Origin of the sequence: Vibrio sp. CCB-PB317, from assembly GCF_022808245.1 — a bacterium.
In the GTDB taxonomy this organism is placed as follows: Bacteria; Pseudomonadota; Gammaproteobacteria; order Enterobacterales; family Vibrionaceae; genus Vibrio; species Vibrio diabolicus.
In genome coordinates, this window is record NZ_JALGNU010000002.1 from 684,365 (window position 1) to 708,912 (window position 24,548).

Here is a 24,548-nt window from a genome sequence, read left to right on the forward strand (position 1 = left end):
GGTGTACGCAAAGTGGTTCTCTAACAACCAAGTGTTCTGAGGTTATTTTTGGGCGATTATCCTGCGTATCTCCTCCAACACTTCAGGATTGGCTATTGCGCCTAAATTTTCTACGCTCCGATTGTTAACGACTTGCTTAACGGCTAACTCAACCAGTTTTCCGGAACGGGTCTTAGGAATATCGCTTATTGCGTAAATCGCACTAGGTACATGTCTTGGAGAACATGCAGATTTTAGCTGTGCTTTGATGGAGGCGATCATCTCGTCGTTGAGCTCTATCCCTTTCATTAATTGGACAAACAGCCATATTTGTTCGTTGCGATCGACTTCTTTTCCTACTGCGATGGAATCTAGAATACCGTCTATACTGTTCACTTGCTGATAGATTTCGGCCGTGCCGATTCTTACGCCACCGGGATTCAACGTGGTATCACTTCGACCATAAAACACGTATCCACCAACGCAGGTTTGTTCAACATCGTCGCCGTGGTGCCAAATACTGTCGAACTTATCCCAATAAGCACGATGATATCTCTCCCCGGTGTCGTTCCAAAAGCCAGCGGGGAAGTTGGGCAATGCATTGGCACAAACCAACTCACCGCGCTCTCCGATTACGCTATTACCCTGCGGGTTAAAGACTCTGACATCGACCCCTAATCCCGCTGATTGGCACTCTCCTCGATAAACGGGAGAAATAGGGTTGCCTAACACAAAGCAGCCACAAATGTCTGTCCCGCCTGAGATCGATGCGAGGTGGACATCTTCTTTAATGTGCTGATAGACATAATCAAACTGTTCTGGATACAGAACTGAGCCCGTTGAGCAAATGGTTTTCAGACTTGGAAATGCATCACTTTTCGGCGGAGAAAAAGAAACTTTTTCCAATGCCTCTAGGTATTTCGCCGAAGTTCCAAACAGCGTCACTTCGGCTTGTTCAGTGAGGTCCCAAAGCACATTATGAGTCGGATAAACAGGGCTACCATCAAAAATTACTAAACATGCGCCGCTCGCGAGTGAAGATACGTGCCAGTTCCACATCATCCAGCCACAGGTCGTGTAATAAAACACTCTGTCGTTCGGTTGGATGTCGCAATGCAGTTGATGCTCTTTCAAATGGTTAAGCACTGTTCCGCCGACGGAATGAACGATGCATTTCGGTTTGCCTGTCGTGCCTGAAGAATAGAGCACAAATAGCGGATCGTTAAAATTAACACGAGTAAAAGTCAGCGCTTCGGGTGTGTATTGATTAAGGACGTTTTGCCAATCTTGAGTGCAGACGTCGCATTCAAAAATGTGTGGTTTCAGGTAGCTAATTTGGCAAACCTGTTTAAGACCATCAAGATGATCCGCAATGTGCTGGTTTTTCTCAGACATATCGAAAGTTTTGCCATTGAATGTATAGCCATCACAAGTAAACAGGATTTTAGGTTTCACTTGACCAAAGCGCTCCAAAACGCTTTCAACGCCAAAATCAGGTGAGGTAGAAGTCCAGGTTGCCCCTAAACTGGTGGTTGCTAACATGGCTATCACCGTTTGAGGTAAGTGAGGCAAATAGCCAGCGACGACATCACCTTGCTTGATTCCACATTCTTTCAACCATTGCTGGACACTCGAAACTTCTTCACACAATTGTTTCCATGTGTAGGTTTGCTTTTCTTCACGTTCATTTTCAAACCAAATCGCGAGATCATCGGGTTGGTGACACGCGTAGGTTAGCAAGTTTTCGGCGTAGTTAATCTGCGCGTTTGGGAACCATTTCATGTCCCTATTTTCGACGGGTTGCTGCCAGCGACTTTCTGCTTGCTCCTTTACGGTCTCTCCTTGAGTACCAATGACGTCGCAGAATAACCAGACTTCTTGCCAAAATTTTTCCACATGATCGAGCGACCATTGATGCAGATCGGCGAAGTTTTCAATGGTATTTCCTTGTCGATTAATGTGTTCAATAAACTGTGTGATGTTGGCTTCTTCGATACGACTTTCGCTCGGTTGCCATACTTTGCTGCTCTCGCGCATAGGTCCCTCTATAACAAAGTGGTAACAGATTTTAGTTTGAGAGGAATACACGATAAAGTCAAACAAGCTAGATATTATATCGTGTCATAAAAATCATGCAGTTACGACGTGTTGTAAACAATATGTTACATCGGACTGATACTGAGAAAATCGTGTGGGGATTGGAAGCTCGCAAGACTGAAGATAGGCTTAATGTAAAGGATTTGTTAATGGAGATGTGCCATGACTCAGTATCGTTCTAAACCCGTAAACCAGGAAGGCAGGGTTGAATGGAGCCGTGAAGAAGACGCCATTTGGCGAGATTTGGTAACACGACAAATGGGTGTGATCCAAAACAGAGCTTGTAAGGCTTATTTACACGGTTTAACGCTGCTTGATTTACCTCAAGACCGCGTTCCTCAATTGCCAGAAATTAATCGTGTCCTGATGGAGACAACAGGTTGGCAAGTGGAGCCCGTTCCTGCGCTTATTGACTTCGACCGTTTTTTTAATCTGCTCGGTAATAAGCGCTTTCCCGTCGCCACATTCTTGCGTACCAGAGAAGAGTTCGATTACTTGCAAGAGCCGGATTTCTTCCATGAAATATTTGGTCATTGTGCGATGTTAACCAACCCAGATTTTGCTGCATTTACCGAACATTATGGTCAACTAGGGCAAGCCGCTACACCAAAACAAAGAGCGTATCTCGCTCGTCTCTACTGGTTTACCGTAGAATTTGGCTTGGTGAAAGAAGGGGACAAAACCAAAATTTACGGTGGTGGTATTCTCTCATCTCCTGGCGAAACCCTCTACGCATTAGAGAGTGATGTAGCAATTCGCGACCCATTTGAATTACAAACTGTGCTGAGAACGCCTTATCGTATCGACATCATGCAACCGAAGTACTACGTGATTGATGACTTTTCTCAGCTCTTTAAAATCAGTCAGTTAAATTTATTGAAACAAGCCGATCTAGCGATTGAAGCTGGACTGCTTCCTCCACTTTTTGAACCAAAGGAACCTGCTCATGTTGAATGAACAAAAATGCGAAGCTTGTAGTATCGATGCCATTGCACTAAGCAAAGAAGAACAACAATCTCTGCTGCTGCAATTGTCTGATTGGCAGATCATTGAAAGAGAAGACATACCTCAACTAGAAAAGGTGTATAAATTTAAGAACTTCAAACAAGCATGGGCTTTCAGTAACAAAATCGCGGAACTGGCAGAAGATGAGTTCCACCATCCTTCTATTTTGTTGGAGTGGGGTAAGGTCACCGTAACTTGGTGGAGTCACTCGATCAAAGGTCTGCATAAGAACGATTTTATCTGCGCATCAAAATGTGACGCGCTAGCATCGGCAGAGTAGGACATTACCTCATACAAAAAACGCCCGGCTTACGTCGGGCGTTTTGGTTCTAAATGACTTTTACATTACTTTATAGATTGATTCGGAAGACGGATGTCGTGCCCGATACCTCATTGCCAACAGCGATAAAATGACCACCACTACGGGTAAAGTAATTGATGGATTCTGGGCCTAAATCGCCTGCTTTTGGATTGTATGTGTCGATCGCGGATTCACCATCTTCGACTTCTGTACACACTGGCTGATTGTAATCACGACGGTTTACGTAATGTAGGAACTGCGCTTGTTTCGGATCGGTAATGTCATAAATCATGATACCGCCTTGACGCTCCAAGCCGATAAACGCGTAATGACGACCGTTAATTTGTGCTACTTCAATCGCCTCTGGCTCAATGCCTTTATCATCACTTCGGTCATCGCCACTGTGATTGTTATCGTTGGTACTGTTGAAGTTTTTACCTTCATTCAGCAGCGCGATGGTCGCGAAATCGTCACCACTATCGAACACCAACTTGCCGTTTTCATCCCAAATCGAGAATGAACGTGCGCCAAATGCTTGAACCTTATCTTGTGCAGAAAGCGTTTGTGCCGGCTTAATCACTTTTAAACGCGCGAGTTGTTTGTTGTCTTTTAGTGCCTCTGCCAATGGGTGTTCTGCTGCTACTTTCAGCTTCTTACCGCGCACTTCATCAATATGGCTTAAACAGCTCCCTTGCTCAGATGTGTATTCATCTGTACCAAGGTAATCGTCTTCATCCCACATAAAGCCAGCTTTGTCGCACAGTTCTTGAGTGGTTTTGAATCCGTACTCACGCCCGTCGCCTTCATTTGCGGATACGATGTAAGTACTCCCATTCACTGAGTAGCTGTCGATGGTGTCAGGCATAAATAAGCCAACCAGTTGTGGGTAGCTTTTCAAGTTTCCAATAATTTTGTCTTTGTTAGATGCATCGAGTTTAGCGTCCGACCAAGACTTCTCACCTAAGCCAACAATTTTTTCTACCGATTTGCTCACTGGATTGACGATTGCCATAGCGTTATTTTCTTGTAGCGCGACATAGATTTTACCGTTATCTGCAAAAGTGAGGTATTCAGGCTCTAGATCTTGAGCGATAGTGGCGTTTGGCCCCGAAATACGCACATTCATTGGGAGCTCTGCTTTTCGTGAACCATCAAACTCATTAAAGCCAATTTGTGTCACTTCTGCTTGAGTAACGCCAAGGTTCAGATCGATCAAAGTGACGCTACCTTCAGGATCGACGCTGTAATCGCTGTTTGGTTCGCCCTCATTAGCGGTTGCGATGTATCGGCCATCTTTCGAGAAGCCCACCATGTCTGGCAATGCGCCTGTTGGGAACGTCGTGACTAATGACAAATCGTCGGAGCGGTACAAACCAACAATACCATTCGCTTGTTTATTACTGTTTTCAATCGCAACCGCGACCAAACCATTGAATACAGCGACACTGTTTGCAGCGCCAATTTCAACGCCAGCTGCTTCGCCAGCGCTGTTGAGATCAATGAATGCGGTTTGCGTTGGTACGCCGTTGTCATCCATAGAAAGTACATCGACACGTTTTGCTTCAGCATTGATCACATAGAGCTTATCCGTACAGGCGTCATAACTGACGATTTCAGCTGCCGATGTGTCGAATGGGGCATCAGCAACGGATGTCCCGATAAACGTTAACCCTTGAATTGAAGTTTCCCCAGCAACGGGCGCAGTGGTAGGTTTGCATTGTGTAGCGAATGAAGCCACGGTATCTTCGGGTTGTGATGAACACGCGATGGCAAGTGATGACAATGCGAGTGCACCGATTGCCTTTAAAGGGGTGATCATGATATCTCCTTATCAATCCGATACGTTGTCAATCAGCATGGGGTTTATGCTTCTGTCCATTTCCGCAATTGGAATGATGGAACGCTGAATGACGTGTGATTTGGTAAGGCTCTGAATATATGTATGATTGATGACTCTTATATTGGCTTTTTATGAAACTAATGTGTCATCAAAATGATGAAGTAGGGATAGAGGAATAATGGAATTAAAATCGTTTTTAGATTTGTTGGCAGCTTCACCAGAGCAGGTCGAGTTTGAAGCAACGATGGCGGTGATCGAAGATAACTATACGTTTGAGCCAACCGCTTTTGTTAATGGTGAGACGCAAAACAATGCAGGTGAGAACAACGGTTCGTGTAAGATCTTCGCTTTCGGTTTGCTAAACAACCTAGACAAAGAAGCGACGCTAGCCTGCTTTGGTCGCTTTTATCGTGAAGATGTATTGCAGCATCCAGAGAATAGCGATCACCAGAATATTCGTAATTTTATGGTAACAGGGTGGGATGGTATTAAGTTTGAAGCACGCGCTTTAACCGCTAAATAAACACCAGTCTGAAAACGCAGAACAGTAAGCCAGTCGTATTATGCGACTGGCTTTTTTTCTAGACATTTTCGGCACAAACACGGCTGGTTGGCGCTTGGCTTGGGTAAATCACGGGTTTCAATAGTAAAGCACCAACAGGTTTCTTTGCCTGCGGCGATATCACAATGGGCTTGAGTCCCGCATTCAGGACAATTGTGCGTTGAATCTTCCCCTGCGATTTGTTCGATAATCGTGTTTCGTTGGTGATCGGTTTTGTCTTTCCATTGGATGATTTCATCCATCGTTCGGTGACAACCAGAGCATATTCCGGCGTTATTTTTACATGCTGCTCGACAAGGTGACTTCATTGCTTTCTCGTTCTCATTTTTTATGCCGCGTACTCTAGCACAAAGCGAGTCAAAGCCGCCAAAATAAACGTGAGTGCGATTTGCTGGTGAGGAGAGGGCGGCAGTGATATTCTTGGACGAGTTACCTCAAATCTTTGTCACTTATGTTAGAAAAAGAAAACCTCATTAAACTCGCTAGAATGCAAATGCCATTTGGGAAATATGCAGGGCGAGTGTTAATCGACCTACCTGAAGAATACTTACTGTGGTTCGATAAAAAGGGCTGGCCAAGCGGCGAACTAGGGGATTTGCTCAAGCTGTGTTTAGCGCTCAAAATTGAAGGCTTAGATAATGTCGTGAAGCCTTTGAAGCGTATGTAACTAGCCACAGAAACTCCCACTTTTAATGAAAAGACTTATTATGAATTTTGATATCGATGCACTGAAACACCACCAATTGGTCGAAGATGGTAAATTAGAGGGATGTTACATTCATCAGCCAGCTCAAGGTAGCCAGCAAGATGACAAAGCTGTTTTGGCAGAGCGCCAAGCGTTGGAAAAAATGGGGTATAAGGTAATACAGGTTAAAGCTAAAGGCGGGACAACAACGTTTGCCGAGGCGATGCAAAAGCTTGCGAAGGAAACTGGTCACCTGCCTAAGGAGTAAGTGAGTGTAACCTGCCACAGCTTCCCTAGTTATTCCACGATACCATGTGTTTTCATCAAAAGAGCCAGACCGTTAGGCTGACTCTTTTTTGCTCCCAACCCGTTGAGAGCTTAAACATTGATCGTATCAATAAATTCCGTCAGTAGAGAAACCAGTTAGTTGCATAAATAACGAGAAGGACTAGAAGACCTAGAAGGAATGGGAAGGTTAGCATCATTGCGAACTTTTTCTTGAAGCTTGGTTTATCGAATACCACGCCTTCGGCCTCCCTTACTCTTCGCTCTTCATCAAAATGCCATTTAATAGCTAAGTAGGCTCCAATACCTAGTACAATAAGCTTAAAAGCTCCAGCAAAGTACGGAAAGAAGTTAGCCCAACTGTCGTTCATTATCCATCTCTCTCAAATTAAATATGGGCTTTACGGTAGCAGAATCCAAGGTTTATGTTTAGTGCTCTCCCAATGTCAGGCGCCCTGGCTAGCACAAGCCTACTGCTCGTGCTAACTGTCCACAACTCTCTTTACAATATACTTAGTTATTAATAATTTAATAGAAAAGGACTAGAACACTTATATCAGTGGCGTGTCTGTATGGTTTGTAACGTTTTTGCCCCATTCCAATTTACCTCGTTTGATCGTCTCTTTGCCTAATAGTTCCCATTTATAATGATCTTGCCGTGGTTCAAGGCCCATTTCATCCAATGTTACCGTTGCCAGCCCATAACATGTGCAGTATAGGGTCTGAGTTTTGAGTGGATACAATCTTCTCGGATTAGCCACCATATCGTTCACGATGACCAACAGCCAAGGTCAGGTCACGCGTTTGTCTCACAGCCCAAAAGTGCAAGTGAGAACCGCGGTCACAGTAAAGAATTTGTTTTGTATCATCTTGGGTTTGCCATCATGCCAAGATTTATGATGGAGAAAGAGTTAGCCCGAGGAGATTAAGTTCGCATCCTATTTGATGTACACGACTTGGAGAACCCGACTTATGCGGTGTACTAATAGAAAGCTTCGATGCCGCTTCGAGTTGAGTTCTTGAAGAAAAAGGCCGGTGCGTTTGAATAGCATCGAACGCCACCTATTAAACTCAGTATTCCCAAAGCAAAGCCCACCGACAAGTGGGCTTTGTTCTCTTTCAACAACGAAAATAATAACTAGTAGCTCGCTTGAACGCTGACACCGCTATAGTTTGAGTAACCGTGAATCATGACGTGGTAACGTCCACTTTGTGTCGCGCTGACCGTACATGTTTCATTGTTACCGTATTTGAAAGGTCGGCAGTCCCATGCGTTCAGTGCTGGTTTTGCACCAAAACGGAGATACAGGTCCGCATCACCGCTGCCACCATACATTTGTACGGTTAAGCGCTGCCCAGCTTCTACATCAACATAGTAATACGCTACTTGACCGTTTGAGCCACTTAAACCGCTCACTGGCACGCCCGAGGTTAACTTGCCCTCTGGGTCTGGTGTTGGATCTGGGCCACCACAGTCTTGGCCACAATCAGCATCCGTTAAGCTATAAAGCAGCTTGTTCACGCTGCCTCTTGTATCCGTCACCTTTCCGCTAGTTGCGCGACTAACGATCAAGGCCTCGACTTGGCTTGGCGACAGCGAGCTGTTTTCTTGAAGATATAATGCCGCTACACCCGCCACATGTGGCGTCGCCATCGAAGTACCACTAATGGTTTTGTAACCACCGTCATACCACGCAGATTTGATTTGTGAGCCTGGCGCAAACACATCCACACAACTGCCCCAGTTTGAAAAACTCGAACGTGCATCCGTGCTGGTGGTCGAGCCGACAGTTACACCAGTAGCAACGCGCGCTGGAGAGTAGTTACACGCATCGGCATTGGAGTTACCTGCTGCAAGCATAAAGCTGACACCTGATTGAACCGCACTTTGCACCGCACTATCGAGAGCGACAGATTGACCGCCACCTAAACTCATATTGGCAACTGAAGGTCCGGAAGCGTTCGCAGCCACCCAATCCACACCGGCGATAACACCAGACGTAGACCCCGATCCGCTACAGCTCAATACTCTCACGCCGACAAGGTTGACGTTTTTCGCAACACCATACAAGCTGCCGCCAATGGTGCCCGCCACGTGTGTGCCGTGTCCATTACAGTCACTTGCATCTGCATCATTATCGACAAAGTCATACCCAGAAACCGAGCGCCCACCAAACTCAACATGTGCATTGTTCACACCAGTATCGATAACATAAGCCGTTACACCAGTCCCATCAAAGTTGGCACTGTAGTTGTTATCGAGTGGCAAGTTACGTTGGTCGATTCGATCTAGTCCCCAAATGGCATTGGTTTGATTTGCATCTACCGAGACTATTGGGTCAAGCGATAGGATTCTGTCTTGCTCAATGTAGTCCACACGAGGATCAGAACGTAGATCTTGTAGCTGCTCAGGGCTCAAGTTAGCGACAAATCCACTTATCGAGTGGTCAAAAACCGACTCCACTTTTATCGAATACAAACCAGACATGCGGTCTACAGACTGTTGCGTGAATTGCTCGAATTCCGGTGAGCTGCTCGCCATCATTTGCGGTTGTTGAAATACCACTATATATCGATCTGCAATGGCGATGTCGTCCGGTGCAAGCATCAAAGTGGCAGGCAATGTGTCGGGAGCTTGTTGTAACTCTGCACTGTCCGCAATCTCATTGGGTTGCGAAAAAGCGAGAGAAGAATGAAAACAGATCGCGGAGGTGATACAACAACTTAGTAGTTTCTTTAACATAAAATGTTCCTTGAAATCATAGTCTTGTTGATTTTACCTAGTACCAAACTGTCAACACGAAAACACAGACAATCAGCGTAGTACGCTCAATACGTGCTGCAGTGACGTTACACAAATCAAACTAGACAATGAGCAATCATGTGCATAGTTGAGAATGATTCACATACTCAGAAACATGATCAATAACTAAGCTTTATTGAAATTGAAATGCAAAGATTCATTTAGATTTAGAGCAAAATCCCTAAAATAGAATAATTCTACACACTTGGCTTATTGCCTGTTATATGCACTATTCTTACCGATAATTTACGCAATAAAAACCTAACTATCCTTTCATTGGTCATGACTCAAATCGGTGATAGATGTTAATATAGCCACCTGATTTCTGATGTTTTTTAACTCATGGCTACTATCCAAGTTCAATGTCGTTTCTGTAATAAAACAGAGCCCGTCCGTGAACATGGAAAAGGGCATTCTGGCTTTCCTCGTTTCAGGTGTATCGAGTGTCGAAAGGGCTTTCAACTCGATTAAGTTTACGAAGCCCGCAAGCCAGATGTAAAAGAAAAAATTGTCGATATGTCAATAAATAGCTCTGGAGTTAGGGAAACAGCACAAGTGTTGAATGTCGCATACAACACGGTATTGAGCACTTTAAAAAACTCGCCAAGGTAAGTAACCTCAATCCCTTTAGATAGAGCAAATATAAGACTAATTTGTAAACTTGAAAGGCTAGCTGCATTGGTTGAGGAATATGAGGAAAAACACTTCCCCATTTAAGAACTGCAACACACCTTTGCCCCGTTCCGTACCAGTAACCTTCTACCTCACAAATAACAGTGAGGTGGTTTGACCTACTTCTTCTAATCAGCATAGTGTCTATGAAAGTGGGGTCTTACCAACTTAGCCAACTAGTTCGAATAGGCCGTCTTATTTCTATTTTTTAACCTACCGAAGAAACGTGTTCTCTGTTAGAGTCACCGTCAACTACGCTATTGAATAAAGACACCCACAGATTGCATATCATTGATGGATTTTTATTCACTCTTAGAACTCATTTTAGGAACCCCTAGTGACTAACAACGAAATTTTACGTCGTATCCAACACGCGTTAAACCTTAAAAACGCGCAGATAATGAAAGCTTTCGGGCAGGCCGAAGTCACTGTGGCTCACGATAAAGTGGCAAACTGGTTAAAAGACGAAAGCGACAAATCTTGCGTTAAGATGAAGGATCAAGAGTTAGCGGTATTCTTAAATGGCTTTATTAACCTCAAGCGAGGAAAAAAAGACGGCGAGCAACCTAAGCCAGAAGTCACGTTGACCAACAACATGATTCTCATGAAGCTGCGCATTGCGCTAAACATGAAAGCAGAAGATGTGTTGGACGTATTAGAAGTGGTTGGTATTAGTTTAAGTAAATACGAAATTGGTGCGTATTTCCGCAAGCCAAACAACAAAAACTACAAACAGTGTGAAGACCAACTGCTGTGCGACTTCTTAAATGGTGTGCAGTTTACCAATCGTCCCGATTCTGAAGAGTTTACTGGGTAATTTTTATCTCGAATCGAACGTGGCAATTGATTAAAAAAGCGAGAACCATTTTATTTGGCTACTCGCTTTTATCATGCTAAAGACCGATATTAGAGCTTCACAATCACGTCTACTCTTTGTCTTTCTTCAGTAGATACCTATCAAACCACGCTGAAATCTGATCGGCTTTTAGAATCCAGACACACACCGCCCCCCTATGACCCTACCAAGATAAACTCAAGCTAAAGCCCTAAGCCAGTTAGGGGCCACTATTCTGGTCAAGATGTTCCAGACATCTTGTAGTGATTAACTAAAACTGGCCACGTATATAGAGTTTTTCCATACTTTTGGTCATGCGTGCAGAGTCACGACTGACGCCATTGGTAACACGAATTTGCCCCAAAGTGAGTTAGAACGAAAATACACCTCATTCTGCTTGTCGGTTTTTTCTACTAAAAATAATGGACAAGCAAAAGATCTGTCCCCCCTGCGCTTTTTTGATGAATGCCTATGAACACACCTTTTTCTATTCAATATATTGATTAACAGGCTTATAGTTGTCGGAGTACCATTCTGTTTTGTAAGGAAATTTGCATACATGTCAGTTGAATTAGTTAAAGAGCAAGTTCGAAGGTTCCTTTCCACCGATACTCCCGAAGTACTAGCTATCAAAGGCGATTGGGGGGTCGGTAAGACTTATAGTTGGAAGCAGTACATCGAAGAGTTCAAAATCGAATGCGCTTTAAAATCATACTCCTACGTTTCATTGTTTGGGATTAATTCTATTGCTGAGCTAAAGCAAACTACGTTCTTAAACACTATTGATACAAATCGAATTGGAGAAGCGCCTAACATCAAAGGCTATTCAAAGAAAGTTGCTGACTTGGTGAAGGATACAAAAATTCCCTATGTGAGTAAGTATGTTGGAGGTATTGGCAGTCTTATTGATTCAGTTTCTCAGCTGGCGATGAACAAGACAATAATTTGCTTTGATGATTTAGAGCGTCATAGCAAGGGAATCACTATCAAAGACTTCATGGGGTTAGTTTCTTTCTTCAAGGAGCAAAAAGGTTGCAAGGTTGTCTTGTTGCTTAATGAGGAAGCTGGTGACGATACTTTCAAAGATTACAGGAAGTACAAAGAGAAAATCGTAGATAGACAACTTCACTTCGAACCAACCGCTGAACAGTGCTTCGATATAATGTTTGCTGACGACTTCGAGTTTAGAGATTATGTTCGTGATTGCTGTATTGGATTGAACATCAAAAATAAACGAGTCATCAGAAAGATAGTGGAGCACACAAATGAGTTTTTGGAGCTTGTTGATGGCTTCGATGAAAGCATCAAGAAGCAAGTGATTCACTCCACTATATTGCTCAGTTGGTGTTACTACTGCCATGGTGCTGATGAGGTGCACATTCCAGAGTTTGCGTTTGTAAACCAATCAGGGACTAGAAAGGAAAACGAAGAATCGGGATGGACGAAAGAAATAACCGATCGTTGGAATATGACGCTAAATCGATATGGCTACAGATATACCGATGAAATCGACTTGGCTGTTGCTCGTGGTATTGAGCAAGGTTTTCTTGACAAAGAAAAGTTGATTCCTCTTTGTAGACATAAGCAGAAAGATTTAGAAATTCAACATGCTAGTGCTAAATGGGATGAGGCTTGGAAGCTTTTTCATGGCTCATTCGATTCTAACGAAGAAGAGGTTGCTGAAGCAATGGAAGCGGGTATGAGGGATATCGCACGCACAACATCATGCTCACAATATGCCACTGGTTTAGCTTTGCTAAGAACTTTGGGGAAAAATGAGAAAGCTGATGAGCTTATTGAACTCTTCATCGAATCTAGAAAAGATAATCCAGAAGTGTTTAATATTGATAGCATAGATGCAAATCCTTTTGGTATTAAAGATAAGAAGTTCGCAGAAAAGCTAAGGAAGCAGTACCTAGAGTTAAAACCTGAACCAACGGTTATGGATATTCTTGAGTTGAGGAAAGGCTCTAATAGCTATAACTCGTCAGAAGTTGAAGTGCTGAATAAGCTTTCTCAGGAGCAGTTTGTTGAGCTATTCAAAGGATTTAAGGGGGAAGACCTAACATCATATATCAGAGCCTGTATGTTACTATCCTCTGGTAGCCAAGAGCTAGCTGAGAAGATTGGTGGGGCTATAAATGAAATAGGAGAGTCTAGCCCATTGAACGAATATCGAATGGGTAAATTCCGAATTCGATAATTTTTGGAGAGCTATTCGAGCTTTACTACTCCATAATTTAGCTAATCCTGAACTATCTAAATTAGGTATTTCACTGACTCACTTTTGTCCAAAAGCTTGCTGGCGTAGCTCAAAGCAAACACTCGCTTTGGGTTACTCGACTCCGAGTAACTTTATTGCTATGTTTCGCAAAATATATGGAGAACCTCCTGCGCGTTATTTTTCCAGATGCCGTGCAGAATAATGTGTTGACCGGCTGAGGGAAAAATGAAAACCAAAATAATAATGTCGTTTCTACTCACTTCATTGTGTGTCAGTGTCACCGCCAGTACGAATGAGCCGAAATACCATTCTGCGCTAACAGTCAAAACGGTATTCAGTGAAGACAGAGACAAGCCTGTAGAAGTCTACTACTGGTATCCCACAACGAACGAAAAAAACAACTTCACGTTTGGTAAGGGTAACATTTTTAAATCAGTCGAAACGCAGTTAGATGCCCCTTTAGCAAGTGGAAAATTTCCCGTTGTGCTTTTGTCGCAGGGCGGAACACGGTCAGCATTTTCCCATAGTGGTTGGATAGCTTCAGGCCTAGCGAAACAAGGGTATGTCGTTGTTGCACCAAAGCCTCCTGCACCAAACGAAATCAATGCAGAAATGGCTGTTGATGAAATCACTTTCAGGACTAGTGATTTGGTGCTTGGGCTGAACGAATTAAGTTCGGTCGGGATACTGTCCGGAGGCGTAGATACTGATGAAGTGCAGGGTGTCGGCTTTTTTCTGGGCGGGACATCTATGCTGATGCTCTCCGGAGCGCAAATAAGCCCGGAAAAATACCGAACATCGTGTCACGACGCCACCAATATAGACTGTCATTGGTTACGTGAAAATAACGTTGATATTACCAACACCCCGGATCAAAAATTCCCCCGATTTCAGTCTGAAAGCAAACTGAAATCGGTCGTCGTTATCAACCCTGAGCTAACGAAAACTGTTGTCCCTGAAACTCTGGCCTTGATGAAAAATACCATCACCGTGGTGACGCTTTCTGAACGGCTACATCCCGCACTGACACCAGCCGAATCACTTATTGCTCTTTCCAATGTAACATTTCAAGAGATCCCCAGTGCGAGTCAGTTTAGTGCGTTCGCAGAATGTACTGAGCGTGGCATTAAAATTCTCGCATCAGAAGGGGAGGAAGCACTTTGCCAGGAGCGTGACGAGGTTTCCAGAAAGGATAATCACCAGAAAATTTTGGATGTGATTCTGGCTAGCTTAACAAAGTCATAAGAGTGCAACAATGCGGCACTTTCTTACACATTGTCTGCTTGAACAAGCAAAGCGAGGAGTAAGTTTTTCAGGCTTGTCCCCACACCATATTACAAGACCTACTAATGACGGTATTATTTGCCCTAATTAAGTACTTGTACCAGCATTTTAAAACTTAGAAGAACACACAAAATACCAACGATTTTCTTAAGAACTTTATTTGGGAAATACTCTGCGCAACGCACTCCGAGGCTAGTAGTTAAGTAGCTGCTAATGGAGAAGCTGATCATTGCAGGAAGGTATATGTATCCTAATACTAAGTTGTTCCAATCTGTATTTTCCCATCCGTTTAACATGTAACCGAGGCTTCCTGACAGCGCGATAGGGAAACCTATCGCAGCAGAGGTGCCAATAGCTCGTTTTACCTCAAAATTTTGCTGGACAAGATAGGGGATGATCAACCCCGCACCGCTTATAGAGACAAGTGCTGATACAGAGCCAATCACCGAGCCTACAGTGATATTACCGATAGCCCCATGTGGGTTAGGGTTGTACTCATTTTCAGTGTTGAGAAACATCTTATAAGCTACATACAACATGAATACGCTGAAAAAACCTGCCAGATAGATCCCCTGTAGATACGATGCTACGAATGTGGCGCAAAATGTTCCGACTAGAACTCCGCTCAACATTTTTACTACCATTGTCGAGTCTACATTCTCTTTTTTGTAGTGGGCGCGCATGCTGCCCAATGTTGTAATAATCATTGAAGCCATTGATGTCCCTAACGCAAGATGGACCACTTCTGTATCAGCTATTCCCTGTAGTGAAAACAGAAACGCAAAAATAGGGACGGCCATTCCACCACCACCCACACCAACGAGTCCAGCGAGAAAGCCAATGCCCAAGCCTGCTGTAATGTAATAGATAATAAAGATAGGTTCGTTCATGATGGTTCTGCCTTCGATAAAATGGTCGTTGCTAAAATGTTACTCGAACGCTAACTTGCTATGGTAACGTTAAGAGGACAGAAAATAATGAATAATGGCCAAAATGGAATTGAGTAAATAAAGTGACAAACTCTGACTACAGCGAATGGAAAAATGGCGCCGCTTTGATCGCTAAGGAGTGGCAGCATGAAAGGAGCGACTTCAACCATTTGGATCAACGGCCACATAATTGGCACAGCCATCATCGAGGCCAGTTACTGTGTATAGATGAAGGGCTAATACAGGTAAAAACCGATGAAGGAGCGTGGATACTACCACCTCACCGAGCTGGTTGGATCCCCCCGGGTGCGATGCACAGTGTTTATTTTTGTGGTTCTCTGAAAGGTCGTTCATTACTGTTTACTCCAGAGAGTTGTGAGCGGTTTCCAATGAGACCTTGTGTGATCCAAATGAGCGATGTCTTGAAAGCCCTATCGGTTAGGGCATCGATATGGAGCAAAACAGACGAGCTATCCATACAGTCTTTACGTATTCTTGCCGTAATATCCGATGAAATCGTCAATAGCCCTCATGAGTCACTCCACATCCCACAGCCCAGAGATCCGAGACTGCAAAAAGTTACTCAAGCAATTTTAATAGACCCAAACAGCAAACATTCTGTGGAGCATTGGGCAAATATCGGGGCCGTCTCATCTCGGACATTAAGACGATTGATTCGAAGTGAGTTAAACATGAGTTTTAGTGAATGGCGGCAACAAGCACTGCTAATACATTCGTTAGAAATGATGGCACGCGGAGAATCTGTAGGAGCGGTTGCACATGCTTTGGGTTATTCGACGCCCAGTAACTTTATCGCTATGTTTCGTCGGGTCTATGGCGATTCACCCACGCGTTACTTTTCGAGTCGTGGCATATAGTTGCCAAGAGCTTACCTAAATTAGGTTCGTTTTTATGTACTGAGGCTTTACATACATTTACTCACCCAACATAAGCAAGTGCTTCTAGCTTCTTTCTGCCCCAAATGAGCTGAAATCAATTTCGAAGTGGATAATAGATTTCAAGATTTTAAAATATTTAATCTAATGGAAGGCAAGACCACACTCCTACGGTTATTGACAACATAAAGGGGGGAGAATGTTCATTCCTTTGCTTTAAATGTACTTCAAAATTACCCGTTCAACTTGTGCCATACAGGCTCTTTATCGTCTCCCTCAACCACACGATTTTAGGGTTTTGGTTATTGCGCTTGTGCCAAATCATAGTAAATGGAATCAGTAGCTTGTGCTGATAATCTTCCGCAATGGGGATAGGCAACGCTATTAAGTTGGGGTGAAGCTGTTCGCAGTATCGCTGACAATATTTTGGTGCTGTGGTTAACATTTGATGATCGGGCTTTTCTGCAACAAATAAAGCTTGCTCGAAACTCGCCATCGTTAGGCTAACGTTTCGAGTGTGTCCCTGCTCAGCCAAGATCTCATCCAATGCCCAACTGTCATTTTTCTCCCATGCTACATTGATGTGGGCATAGCTTAAGAAAGTATCTAAATTCCACTTTTGCTTGAGTGCAGGATGATCCTTGCGGACATACACCATAGGTAAATCCGAGAACAGCACTTCGAAATTAATAAAATACGGGAGCAGTTCTAACGACTCTTTGGAGCGAGGATGGCTTTCACGGCCAGTAAAACCAATATCCACTTCACCGCTGGTAATGGCATCTAACGAGTCGTAATCCCAGTTATGGAACTTTACCGTTGAGTCTGGGTAAAAATCATGGATTCGTTTGGTCAGTTCATCCGCCATGATGAGTGACAATGGCGACTCTACTCCAAGATGAAATTTAACCCCGCTTGGCGCATCATCACCTCGGTGTGAAACAATCTGGTTACCGATCTGCATCCAGTCTGACAAAAGCACTTGCACGTTTGTCGCGAGATTTGTTGGCTTTAGGCCTTGCGGCGTATTCACAAAAAGCGGGTCATCAAACCAAGCGCGCAATTTGCCTAAAGACTTACTCACGGTTGAGGGAGTTACATTAAGTTTTTTCGCCGTTTTAGTAACACTCTGCTCTTGCAGTAGCAATTGCAGAGTGAGCAGTAAATTAAGATCAAGTCGGGCAAGAGATTTCTTCATGAGGCTCACTAACGTTCTGATTTGGAAATAATAATATTATGGAGAGTCCAATAACGCCACTAGCAACCAACGCTATCATTAACATCATCACAGCTGGCACACCTAACGTCGCCATCAACCAAATGTAAAGTGCAGACCAAGAAACCTGACCTATGCCAAGCATAGAGCTTGCAAGTCCAGCTTTGCGTGAGAACTGGCTTAACGCTTGACTCATCGCCACACCAAACCCCATTGGAAAACTCATGCTGAGCAGAGTGAATCCTACCATATAAAGTGTCGGACTATCGCTATTCAAGTGAGCCGCGAGAATAACGATAGCCGACAAAAAATTGGTCATTTGTGCAGCGAACATCAATGTGGTTTGTTTGAAGTAAGACAGAGCAAATGGGACTGAAAACGATGTTGCCATACCTACCATTGCGAGTAGTGCCATCGTGGTTGAGTAATCGCCTCGAGTAAAGCCAATCGAATCCATTATTATCATTGGTGACGTATTTACATAAGAGAGAATCGCTGTGACGCCTAAAGATGTATAAATAACGCGCGATATAAAAAAACGGTTAGATAGTGATTCGTTCGAAGCTTCACTCACATTTAAAGTTGTGCGCTTGGTTTTAGGCAAGGTTTCTTTTAAGACAAAGCAAGCAATTAAGCCTATCGCAATACCCATCATCGCCATGGCAGTGAATAACACGGGCCACGGAAACTTGATCATAATCAGATTGCCGATCACGGGGGCAAGTACTGGAATAGAGCAGATAATTCCATTGAGCATCGATAGAACCTTAGCTCGCTTTGGGTCACCTAAAGTGTCGCGCAAAATGGCGAAGGCCACTACATAGCAACATGCGGCACCTACACCTTGGAAGAAGCGCATTATTAGGAAGCTATTACTGGTCTCAGCAGAGCCCGCGAACATTGATGCAAGGGTAAAAATCACTGCACCGCAAATGGCAACAGGTTTGCGTCCAAAACAATCAGCAACTCGCCCAACAAAAACCATAGTCGAAGCTAGACCAGCAAGGTAAATAGAAAAAGCAATATGAAGTTGTGATTCGCTCGCAGACAGGTCATTGGCGATTTGTGGTAAAGCAACCAAGTAGAGATCTATTGCCGTAGGATAAAGCAACACAAAGGCGAAGCTACATATCAGATATCGGGGCAAATTAATTTGTTCCATTACTACCTCGTGAAGGAATTGGGCTTACGAGGATGATATGCAACATTACTCATCTTGGCGCGTTACCTTTCTGACAACAGGTATTTCCATATACGACATCAGCAACGATTGTGGCTACAGCTGTCAAACGTACACTGAGAAGAACCTGGTATCGGGCGAAAGTAATCTATACAACCGAGTCCACAACATTAGCTAAATAGATAACGATGGACATTAGTGAGCTGGAGTTTTCTCAAGCTATATTAAGCTCTCAACACCGAAGGTTTAGATAGTATGATTAAGCCTTTCAAGCGGATTTGGTCTGTCTCTGCAACCTTAATTTTTCCAAGATAAAATGTGTTTTGGCTTTACAGGATTCAGAAGGCCTGACTCTTTTTCCCTTTGTTCGTCGCGAACGTTACCATCGTGAGTTGTAGAGCCTTGGTTATAGAAACCATTAACTCATGTTAGTGAAAGGAGATTCCTGCTCTCTACAGTGCTTCTCTCACCAATCTTCTGTTTGGGCCATTATCTCTAACATCCAGACGCGAAATAGCATAAGATACACGGCCTTTACTAGCAATGAGCCACTCATCGTAATGACAGATAAAACACAGCAAGCGACATTTGCCGATCTTGGCCTGATTCCAACCTTAGTCGAGCGACTAGAAGCGTTAGAATACAGCCAACCGACGCCTATTCAATCTCATACCATTCCTTATGTCCTTGAAGGGAAAGACATTGTTGGCGGTGCCAATACGGGCTCTGGTAAAACCGCTGCTTTTTCGCTGCCAATTCTGCAAAAAATTGTTCAGCAAGACGAAACAAATCATCGCCGTGGTAACTTCGTTTCTCACCTGATTTTAGTTCCAACTCGTGAGCTGGCATCACAGGTGGCATACAACGTCAAATCTTACTCATACCATCTTAGAGATAAGATCAAAACGGTTGCCGTATTTGGTGGTGTATCGGTGAACCCACAAATGCTGGCGCTTCGTGGTGGCTGTGACATTATCGTAGCTACGCCGGGTCGATTACTTGATCTGGTATCCAGTAACGCGATTAAGTTGGACCAAGTAAAAACGCTCGTGCTCGATGAAGCTGACCGTATGTTGAGCCTCGGATTTACCGAAGAACTCAATAAGATTCTTGCGTTACTGCCAGAGAAGAAACAGACGCTGCTATTTTCTGCTACTTTCCCTGATAAAGTCACGACGCTGGCTAAGCACTTGCTCCGCGACCCTGTTGAAGTTCAGTTGCAGAGCGCAGAAGCCAGCACTTTGGTGCAACGCGTGTTTAGTGTAAATAAAGGTGAGAAAACGGCGGTACTCGCGCACTTAATCAAACAGCATCAGTGGCGACAGACTTTGATTTTCGTGAATGCTAAGAATGCCTGTAACCATTTAGCTCAAAAGCTGTCAAAACGCGGTATTACTGCTGAAGTTTTCCATGGTGATAAAGGGCAGGGCGCTCGTACTCGTGTCCTTGACGGTTTTAAGTCTGGCGAGATTCAAGTTCTTATTGCCACCGATATCGCAGCACGTGGCCTTGATATTGAAAAGCTGCCAGTGGTGATTAACTTCGATCTTCCACGTAGTCCTGCTGACTATATGCATCGAATAGGGCGTAGTGGTCGTGCTGGTGAAGTGGGTCTAGGGTTATCTCTTATCGATTACGATGACTATCACCATTTCAAAGTGATAGAAAAGAAAAATAAGTTCCAACTTGAACGTGAGCAGGTAGAGGGATTTGAAGTGGAAGACGACCAAAGTGAAGCCTACTTTTTACCGATGAAGCCGCGTGCAAAGCCAGCAGGTACGGGTAAAAAGAAGAAAAAGCGTAATCAATAGAAAACGTAAACTACATGTGAGTTTACTTATGGGAGGCGCTGGAGAAGGGGGCGCACTAGCTTGAGTATTCTCTTCTAGCCATTTCTTTAAAGAACAATAGAGCCTTGCTGGAGCTACCAGTAGGGCTCTATTGCTTTTCAAGGTTATGTACTATCGACGCGTCGGACGTCCACGAGGTGAGCGTTTTTTAAATGCGGATGCAGCTTTAGCTTGTGACTTGAGGATAGAGTCAACGGTTAGCGGCATTGGCTCTTTAGGTTCAAGACCATGAGGGAACGTACGAGCTCTCGGTGGTAAATCATATTCTTCTTCACTTGCGCGTGGCATGCGCTTAAAGCGATAAAGGTAAAAGTTTTCTAATTTTTCTCTCGCCCATTCGGTCTTCTTTAAATACTTCACACTACTTGCAATCGAAGGCTTAGTGTTAAAGCAATTAAAGCGCATTGCTGTATCTAGAATGTCCCAGCCATAAAAATCCACCAACTCTTGCAACATAGTTTCTAGCTTTAACCCGTGCAGTGGGTTGTTTCGTTGCAGCTCGATTCTTTCTTCGTCAGTCATCATTTTAGGGGCCTTACTCATCAAAGGGTGGAGTTTAGCAAACTATACATTACAGAGATATCTATAGTTAGGCAGTGATGGTTTGGGTTGCAACTCGATTTGATGTTGTTAGTGCGTACTTGCATGAGCAAAATTAACCAATTACCTGTGTGAATTCAGACATGTTTTTCTACCTTGAAAAGCACAGGTGGAGTTGCGGCTGTTCCTCTTCTTGAATTGCTTTTCAAAAACTCTCACTAAAGATCAGCGTACTCTAATGTGATGTTAAATCTTTGTGTAATAAGTGAGATTTTTGTTGTCCTTTTACTAATGTCTAATATTCCTACCGATAGCAACACATGCTTAATAGGTTCAAATCAAAAATTAGCCATACCGCTGTCTTGGTGTGGTCTCGATGTTTGATGTGGGTGTTGTCTCGTATTGGTCTGTATACCAAGCGAAACTCTAGTTGGCATAGTTCAACGTTGAAATATAACAAAGGATAGCTCAATGTCTGACTCAAGTAAGACCTTTTACAGGGATGTGCGCAAAAAACCGCATGAATTTGAAAGTCGTGAAGACTTTCTAAACCATGATTTAACCATCATGAGCTTTCGTCGCTGGGGTATTCATTTGCCATCACGTGATTACAGTATTGAAATCGAAGACTGGGTGCCTGCATTAGCCGCAACCATTGGTAAGGTGGTGATGGTCACCGCCATGGTTGCTGCATTTGCTGCTCAGTTCGGTTTATCTCCGGAGTTCGTTGCAGAAAACGTGCGTTACGAATTGCTTATCGCGGGTGCTTTGTTCGTTATTTTGTTTTCTGCCATCCTAAACCCGAACGCAAACTTAGCCGGTACCCACGGCCCAATGATACCGCTGATTCCCATGATTGCTGCCGCAGGAGGGCATCCTCTGGCGCTTGGCTTGATGGTATGTGCTTTTGGCTTAATTCTCGCTTTGACTAAAGGCGGTTCTAAACTCATGACCTTGACTGGCATTGGGGTTCGAGGAGGGTTATTGATCTACCTAGGCGCTGTTGGGTTGCTCGGACAGATTAATAAGACTGAGGCGTGGGCTGCAAGTACAGACCAAGGTTACATTTCGTTTGTGGTCATAGGCCTAACCGTTATGGTTTATGCCTACCTAGCTAAGATCAACAAGCGTTGGTTGGCAATCCCATTGTGCTCTGCACTCGCGGGTATTGTTGCTTATTTGATGGGCGCTGAGTTTGCTTTTACCACTGAGCCGGGCCTGCCTAATTTCAGTCCATTCTATTGGTGGGGTGAAGATACAGGCTGGCAACTAGGTTGGCCAACCTTAGAGCACTTTATTGCCGTGACTCCATTTGCTCTACTGGCAGTCGCTATGTGGTCCCCTGATTATCTCGGCCATCGTGTGTTCCAAGAACTTAACTACCCAAAAGAAGCGAAAGGCGTACTCATGGATGTCGACGACACGATGGTCGGAGCGTCTGTTCGTCAGGGGGTTGGCTCACTCTTAGGGGGCGGAAACCTAGCTTCTTCTTGGGGGACGTACATGATTCCAGCAGCAATTGCTAAACGTCCTATTCCAGGTGGCGCACTGTTAACGGGTTTCATGTGTATTGCCGCGGCGGTAATTGGTTACCCTATGGATCTAGCGATGTGGGAACCTGTTCTGCGCGTTGCTTTGATTGTCGGTGTATTCTTACCACTTCTTGAGGCGGGAATGCAGATGATCCACAATCATAAAGATTCACTCAGTGCCGGTATCTGTATTTTTGCCTGTGCATTCGTTAATCCAGTCTTTGGCTGGGCAATCACGATGCTGCTGGATAACCTTGGACTTATCGGCGACCATGAGCGTGCCAACGAACTCTCGAGAAAAGATAAATACCTGATTCCTGGCACTGCATTTATCGTCTGTGCAGGCTCGCTTGCTGTCGTTGGTCAGCTTCCGGGCATTCCTGCTCTGATCGGTTAATCGAATCATGCTCTAGAGGCATAGTTGGAGTGGTGAGTAAGAGGGCTTTCTCAAGCTATGCCTATTTCTCAAAAGTAAAAGGTTTGGACTGTGTAGTTAAGCCTTCAAAGCGCATGTAGGGGAAATAAGGCGCAAACAAAAAGCTACCTAGTAATAGGTAGCTTTTTGTATAGACAGTTAGCCTACCAAACAGGGACTAAACAATTGATTCAATGCCGTATTTTGCGCCGTAGTGTTCAACGACAAAATCAATGTCTTTGTCACCGCGACCGGATAAGTTGATCAGAATTGAGCCAGTTTCTCCTTGCTTCGCGAGTTTAATCGCGTAAGCGACAGCGTGTGAGGATTCAATCGCTGGAATAATCCCTTCTTCGCGAGACAGTTCAAAGAAGGCATCAATCGCTTCGTCATCAGTGATTGAGCCGTAATTGACACGGCCAATGTCCTTTAAGTAACTATGCTGAGGCCCAACCGATGGGTAATCCAAGCCACTTGCTACAGAGTACACTTCTTGAGGTTCGCCTTGCTCATCTTTGAGCATGTAAGACTTAAATCCGTGCATAATACCTGGCTCACCGAGTGTGAGTGTTGCAGCATGCTCGCCAACCTTTTGCAAAGAGCGGCCCGCGGGCTCGACGCCGTAAATGGCGACTTGTTCATCGTCTAAGAAAGCAGTAAATAGCCCCATCGCGTTAGAACCACCTCCAACGCATGCGACGAGATTATTGGGTAACTTGCCTGTCATTTCTTTGAATTGAACTCGTGCTTCGTTACCGATAATTGATTGGAAATCTCGTACCATTTTAGGGAATGGGTGAGGGCCGACGACAGAGCCTATCGCATAAAGTTGTGTGTCAGGATCTTTTAGGTAGGCTTCGAAGGCAGAATCAACCGCTTCTTTGAGAGTCTTGCGCCCGTGAGTGGCAGGGATGACATTGGCACCAAGGATTCTCATACGGACTACATTCGGGTGCTCTTTGGCAATATCAACTTCACCCATGTAAATATCGCACTTTAAGCCGACCAGTGCGGCGGCTGTCGCAAGCGCGACCCCATGTTGCCCTGCGCCAGTTTCAGCAATCAGTTTCTTCTTACCCATCTTTTTAGCGAGAATGGCTTCTCCTAAGCAGTGGTTAATTTTATGTGCGCCTGTATGGTTTAAGTCCTCGCGCTTTAGGTAGATGTCTGCTCCGTATTTCTTAGACAAGTTTTCCGCATGGAAGATTGGGCTAGGTCGTCCAACAAAGTGCTTATACAGGCGAGCAAGCTCCGTTTTAAATTCAGGATCTTTGCTGCATTCCTCATAAGCTGCGTTGATGTCACGCATGATTTGTTCAAGCTCCGGCGGCACGAAGCTACCACCGTATTCACCAAAGTATCCTTCTTCATTGGGCATGGTGAGATCAAACGAGTTTTTCATTATTTACATCCTAGTT

General features: G+C 44.2%; 21 protein-coding genes and 1 pseudogene. 12 read left to right on the forward strand and 10 right to left on the reverse strand.

All coding sequences use genetic code 11. The features are described from left to right. Window positions 1–42 precede the first annotated feature (42 nt). Window positions 43–2,016 carry an acetoacetate--CoA ligase gene (locus tag MTR11_RS12235; RefSeq protein WP_243327680.1) on the reverse strand — a complete coding sequence of 658 codons (1,974 nt, stop codon included), beginning with the start codon at window positions 2,014–2,016 and terminating at the stop codon, window positions 43–45. A 222-nt stretch (window positions 2,017–2,238) separates the two neighbouring features. Between MTR11_RS12235 and phhA the strand changes: the two genes are divergently transcribed. Both phhA and MTR11_RS12245 read left to right on the forward strand, forming a co-directional pair. Further along, window positions 2,239–3,033 carry a phenylalanine 4-monooxygenase gene (gene phhA / locus MTR11_RS12240; RefSeq protein ID WP_005391119.1) on the forward strand — a complete coding sequence of 265 codons (795 nt, stop codon included), beginning with the start codon at window positions 2,239–2,241 and terminating at the stop codon, window positions 3,031–3,033. Continuing rightward, on the forward strand, window positions 3,023–3,361 hold the full coding sequence (locus tag MTR11_RS12245; protein WP_005375563.1) for a 4a-hydroxytetrahydrobiopterin dehydratase: 339 nt from the start codon (window positions 3,023–3,025) through the stop codon (window positions 3,359–3,361). Before phhA ends, MTR11_RS12245 begins: the two co-directional genes overlap by 11 nt. Window positions 3,362–3,431: 70 nt before the next feature. On the opposite strand, the gene MTR11_RS12250 is transcribed toward MTR11_RS12245, so the two are convergent. Further along, window positions 3,432–5,201 (reverse strand): choice-of-anchor I family protein, encoded by a 1,770-nt coding sequence (locus MTR11_RS12250; RefSeq protein ID WP_243327682.1) that lies wholly within the window; start codon window positions 5,199–5,201, stop codon window positions 3,432–3,434. A gap of 199 nt (window positions 5,202–5,400) precedes the next feature. On the opposite strand from MTR11_RS12250, the gene MTR11_RS12255 reads away from it, so the two are divergent. Continuing rightward, window positions 5,401–5,745, forward strand: coding sequence for a HopJ type III effector protein (locus MTR11_RS12255; RefSeq protein ID WP_243327684.1), 345 nt, complete (start codon window positions 5,401–5,403; stop codon window positions 5,743–5,745). A 38-nt stretch (window positions 5,746–5,783) separates the two neighbouring features. Here the strand turns inward: MTR11_RS12255 and MTR11_RS12260 are convergent, their stop codons facing one another. Continuing rightward, window positions 5,784–6,092 carry a cysteine-rich CWC family protein gene (locus MTR11_RS12260; RefSeq protein ID WP_243327685.1) on the reverse strand — a complete coding sequence of 103 codons (309 nt, stop codon included), beginning with the start codon at window positions 6,090–6,092 and terminating at the stop codon, window positions 5,784–5,786. Between the two features lie 143 nt (window positions 6,093–6,235). Here MTR11_RS12260 and MTR11_RS12265 point away from each other — a divergent pair, with 143 nt between their 5' ends. Both MTR11_RS12265 and MTR11_RS12270 read left to right on the forward strand, forming a co-directional pair. Continuing rightward, the gene (locus MTR11_RS12265; RefSeq protein ID WP_182031658.1) at window positions 6,236–6,451 is read left to right on the forward strand and encodes a DUF3820 family protein; all 216 of its coding nucleotides are present in this window, start codon (window positions 6,236–6,238) and stop codon (window positions 6,449–6,451) included. A gap of 40 nt (window positions 6,452–6,491) precedes the next feature. Next, entirely contained in the window at window positions 6,492–6,737 is a 246-nt protein-coding gene (locus MTR11_RS12270) for a hypothetical protein (RefSeq protein ID WP_046873683.1), read from the forward strand. 139 nt (window positions 6,738–6,876) lie between these two features. Here the strand turns inward: MTR11_RS12270 and MTR11_RS12275 are convergent, their stop codons facing one another. Then, window positions 6,877–7,125 (reverse strand): hypothetical protein, encoded by a 249-nt coding sequence (locus MTR11_RS12275; RefSeq protein WP_046873682.1) that lies wholly within the window; start codon window positions 7,123–7,125, stop codon window positions 6,877–6,879. A gap of 767 nt (window positions 7,126–7,892) precedes the next feature. After that, a complete protein-coding gene (locus tag MTR11_RS12280) occupies window positions 7,893–9,497 on the reverse strand; it encodes a S8 family peptidase (protein WP_243327687.1) in 1,605 nt (534 codons plus the stop codon). Between the two features lie 402 nt (window positions 9,498–9,899). Here MTR11_RS12280 and MTR11_RS12285 point away from each other — a divergent pair. The 4 genes and pseudogenes from MTR11_RS12285 to MTR11_RS12300 all read left to right on the forward strand — a co-directional run. Further along, window positions 9,900–10,166, forward strand: a pseudogene (locus MTR11_RS12285) (IS1-like element transposase); the annotation flags it as partial. A gap of 400 nt (window positions 10,167–10,566) precedes the next feature. Next, on the forward strand, window positions 10,567–11,046 hold the full coding sequence (locus MTR11_RS12290; RefSeq protein WP_243327688.1) for a DUF1456 family protein: 480 nt from the start codon (window positions 10,567–10,569) through the stop codon (window positions 11,044–11,046). Window positions 11,047–11,623: 577 nt separating this feature from the next. Continuing rightward, complete coding sequence (locus MTR11_RS12295; protein WP_064354802.1) at window positions 11,624–13,267, forward strand: hypothetical protein; 1,644 nt, start codon at window positions 11,624–11,626, stop codon at window positions 13,265–13,267. A gap of 246 nt (window positions 13,268–13,513) precedes the next feature. After that, window positions 13,514–14,533, forward strand: coding sequence for an alpha/beta hydrolase family protein (locus MTR11_RS12300; protein WP_243327691.1), 1,020 nt, complete (start codon window positions 13,514–13,516; stop codon window positions 14,531–14,533). Window positions 14,534–14,655: 122 nt separating this feature from the next. On the opposite strand, the gene MTR11_RS12305 is transcribed toward MTR11_RS12300, so the two are convergent. Beyond that, the gene (locus MTR11_RS12305) at window positions 14,656–15,462 is read right to left on the reverse strand and encodes a sulfite exporter TauE/SafE family protein (RefSeq protein ID WP_006742023.1); all 807 of its coding nucleotides are present in this window, start codon (window positions 15,460–15,462) and stop codon (window positions 14,656–14,658) included. Window positions 15,463–15,584: 122 nt separating this feature from the next. On the opposite strand from MTR11_RS12305, the gene MTR11_RS12310 reads away from it, so the two are divergent. Further along, on the forward strand, window positions 15,585–16,379 hold the full coding sequence (locus MTR11_RS12310; RefSeq protein ID WP_243327692.1) for an AraC family transcriptional regulator: 795 nt from the start codon (window positions 15,585–15,587) through the stop codon (window positions 16,377–16,379). A gap of 259 nt (window positions 16,380–16,638) precedes the next feature. On the opposite strand, the gene yidZ is transcribed toward MTR11_RS12310, so the two are convergent. Beyond that, the gene (gene yidZ, locus MTR11_RS12315; RefSeq protein ID WP_243327694.1) at window positions 16,639–17,595 is read right to left on the reverse strand and encodes an HTH-type transcriptional regulator YidZ; all 957 of its coding nucleotides are present in this window, start codon (window positions 17,593–17,595) and stop codon (window positions 16,639–16,641) included. Further along, on the reverse strand, window positions 17,570–18,775 hold the full coding sequence (locus MTR11_RS12320; protein WP_319941534.1) for an MFS transporter: 1,206 nt from the start codon (window positions 18,773–18,775) through the stop codon (window positions 17,570–17,572). Before MTR11_RS12320 ends, yidZ begins: the two co-directional genes overlap by 26 nt. Window positions 18,776–19,353: 578 nt before the next feature. On the opposite strand from MTR11_RS12320, the gene MTR11_RS12325 reads away from it, so the two are divergent. Then, window positions 19,354–20,604: a DEAD/DEAH box helicase gene (locus MTR11_RS12325; protein ID WP_243327696.1), complete on the forward strand. Its 1,251-nt coding sequence runs from the start codon at window positions 19,354–19,356 to the stop codon at window positions 20,602–20,604. Window positions 20,605–20,754: 150 nt separating this feature from the next. Here the strand turns inward: MTR11_RS12325 and MTR11_RS12330 are convergent, their stop codons facing one another. Beyond that, window positions 20,755–21,168, reverse strand: a complete 414-nt coding sequence (locus MTR11_RS12330) for a VF530 family DNA-binding protein (RefSeq protein WP_005391068.1) — start codon at window positions 21,166–21,168, stop codon at window positions 20,755–20,757. Between the two features lie 486 nt (window positions 21,169–21,654). Between MTR11_RS12330 and MTR11_RS12335 the strand changes: the two genes are divergently transcribed. Further along, window positions 21,655–23,112, forward strand: a complete 1,458-nt coding sequence (locus MTR11_RS12335) for a DUF3360 domain-containing protein (RefSeq protein WP_243327698.1) — start codon at window positions 21,655–21,657, stop codon at window positions 23,110–23,112. Between the two features lie 196 nt (window positions 23,113–23,308). On the opposite strand, the gene trpB is transcribed toward MTR11_RS12335, so the two are convergent. Further along, on the reverse strand, window positions 23,309–24,532 hold the full coding sequence (gene trpB, locus MTR11_RS12340) for a tryptophan synthase subunit beta (RefSeq protein ID WP_243327700.1): 1,224 nt from the start codon (window positions 24,530–24,532) through the stop codon (window positions 23,309–23,311). Window positions 24,533–24,548 lie beyond the last annotated feature (16 nt).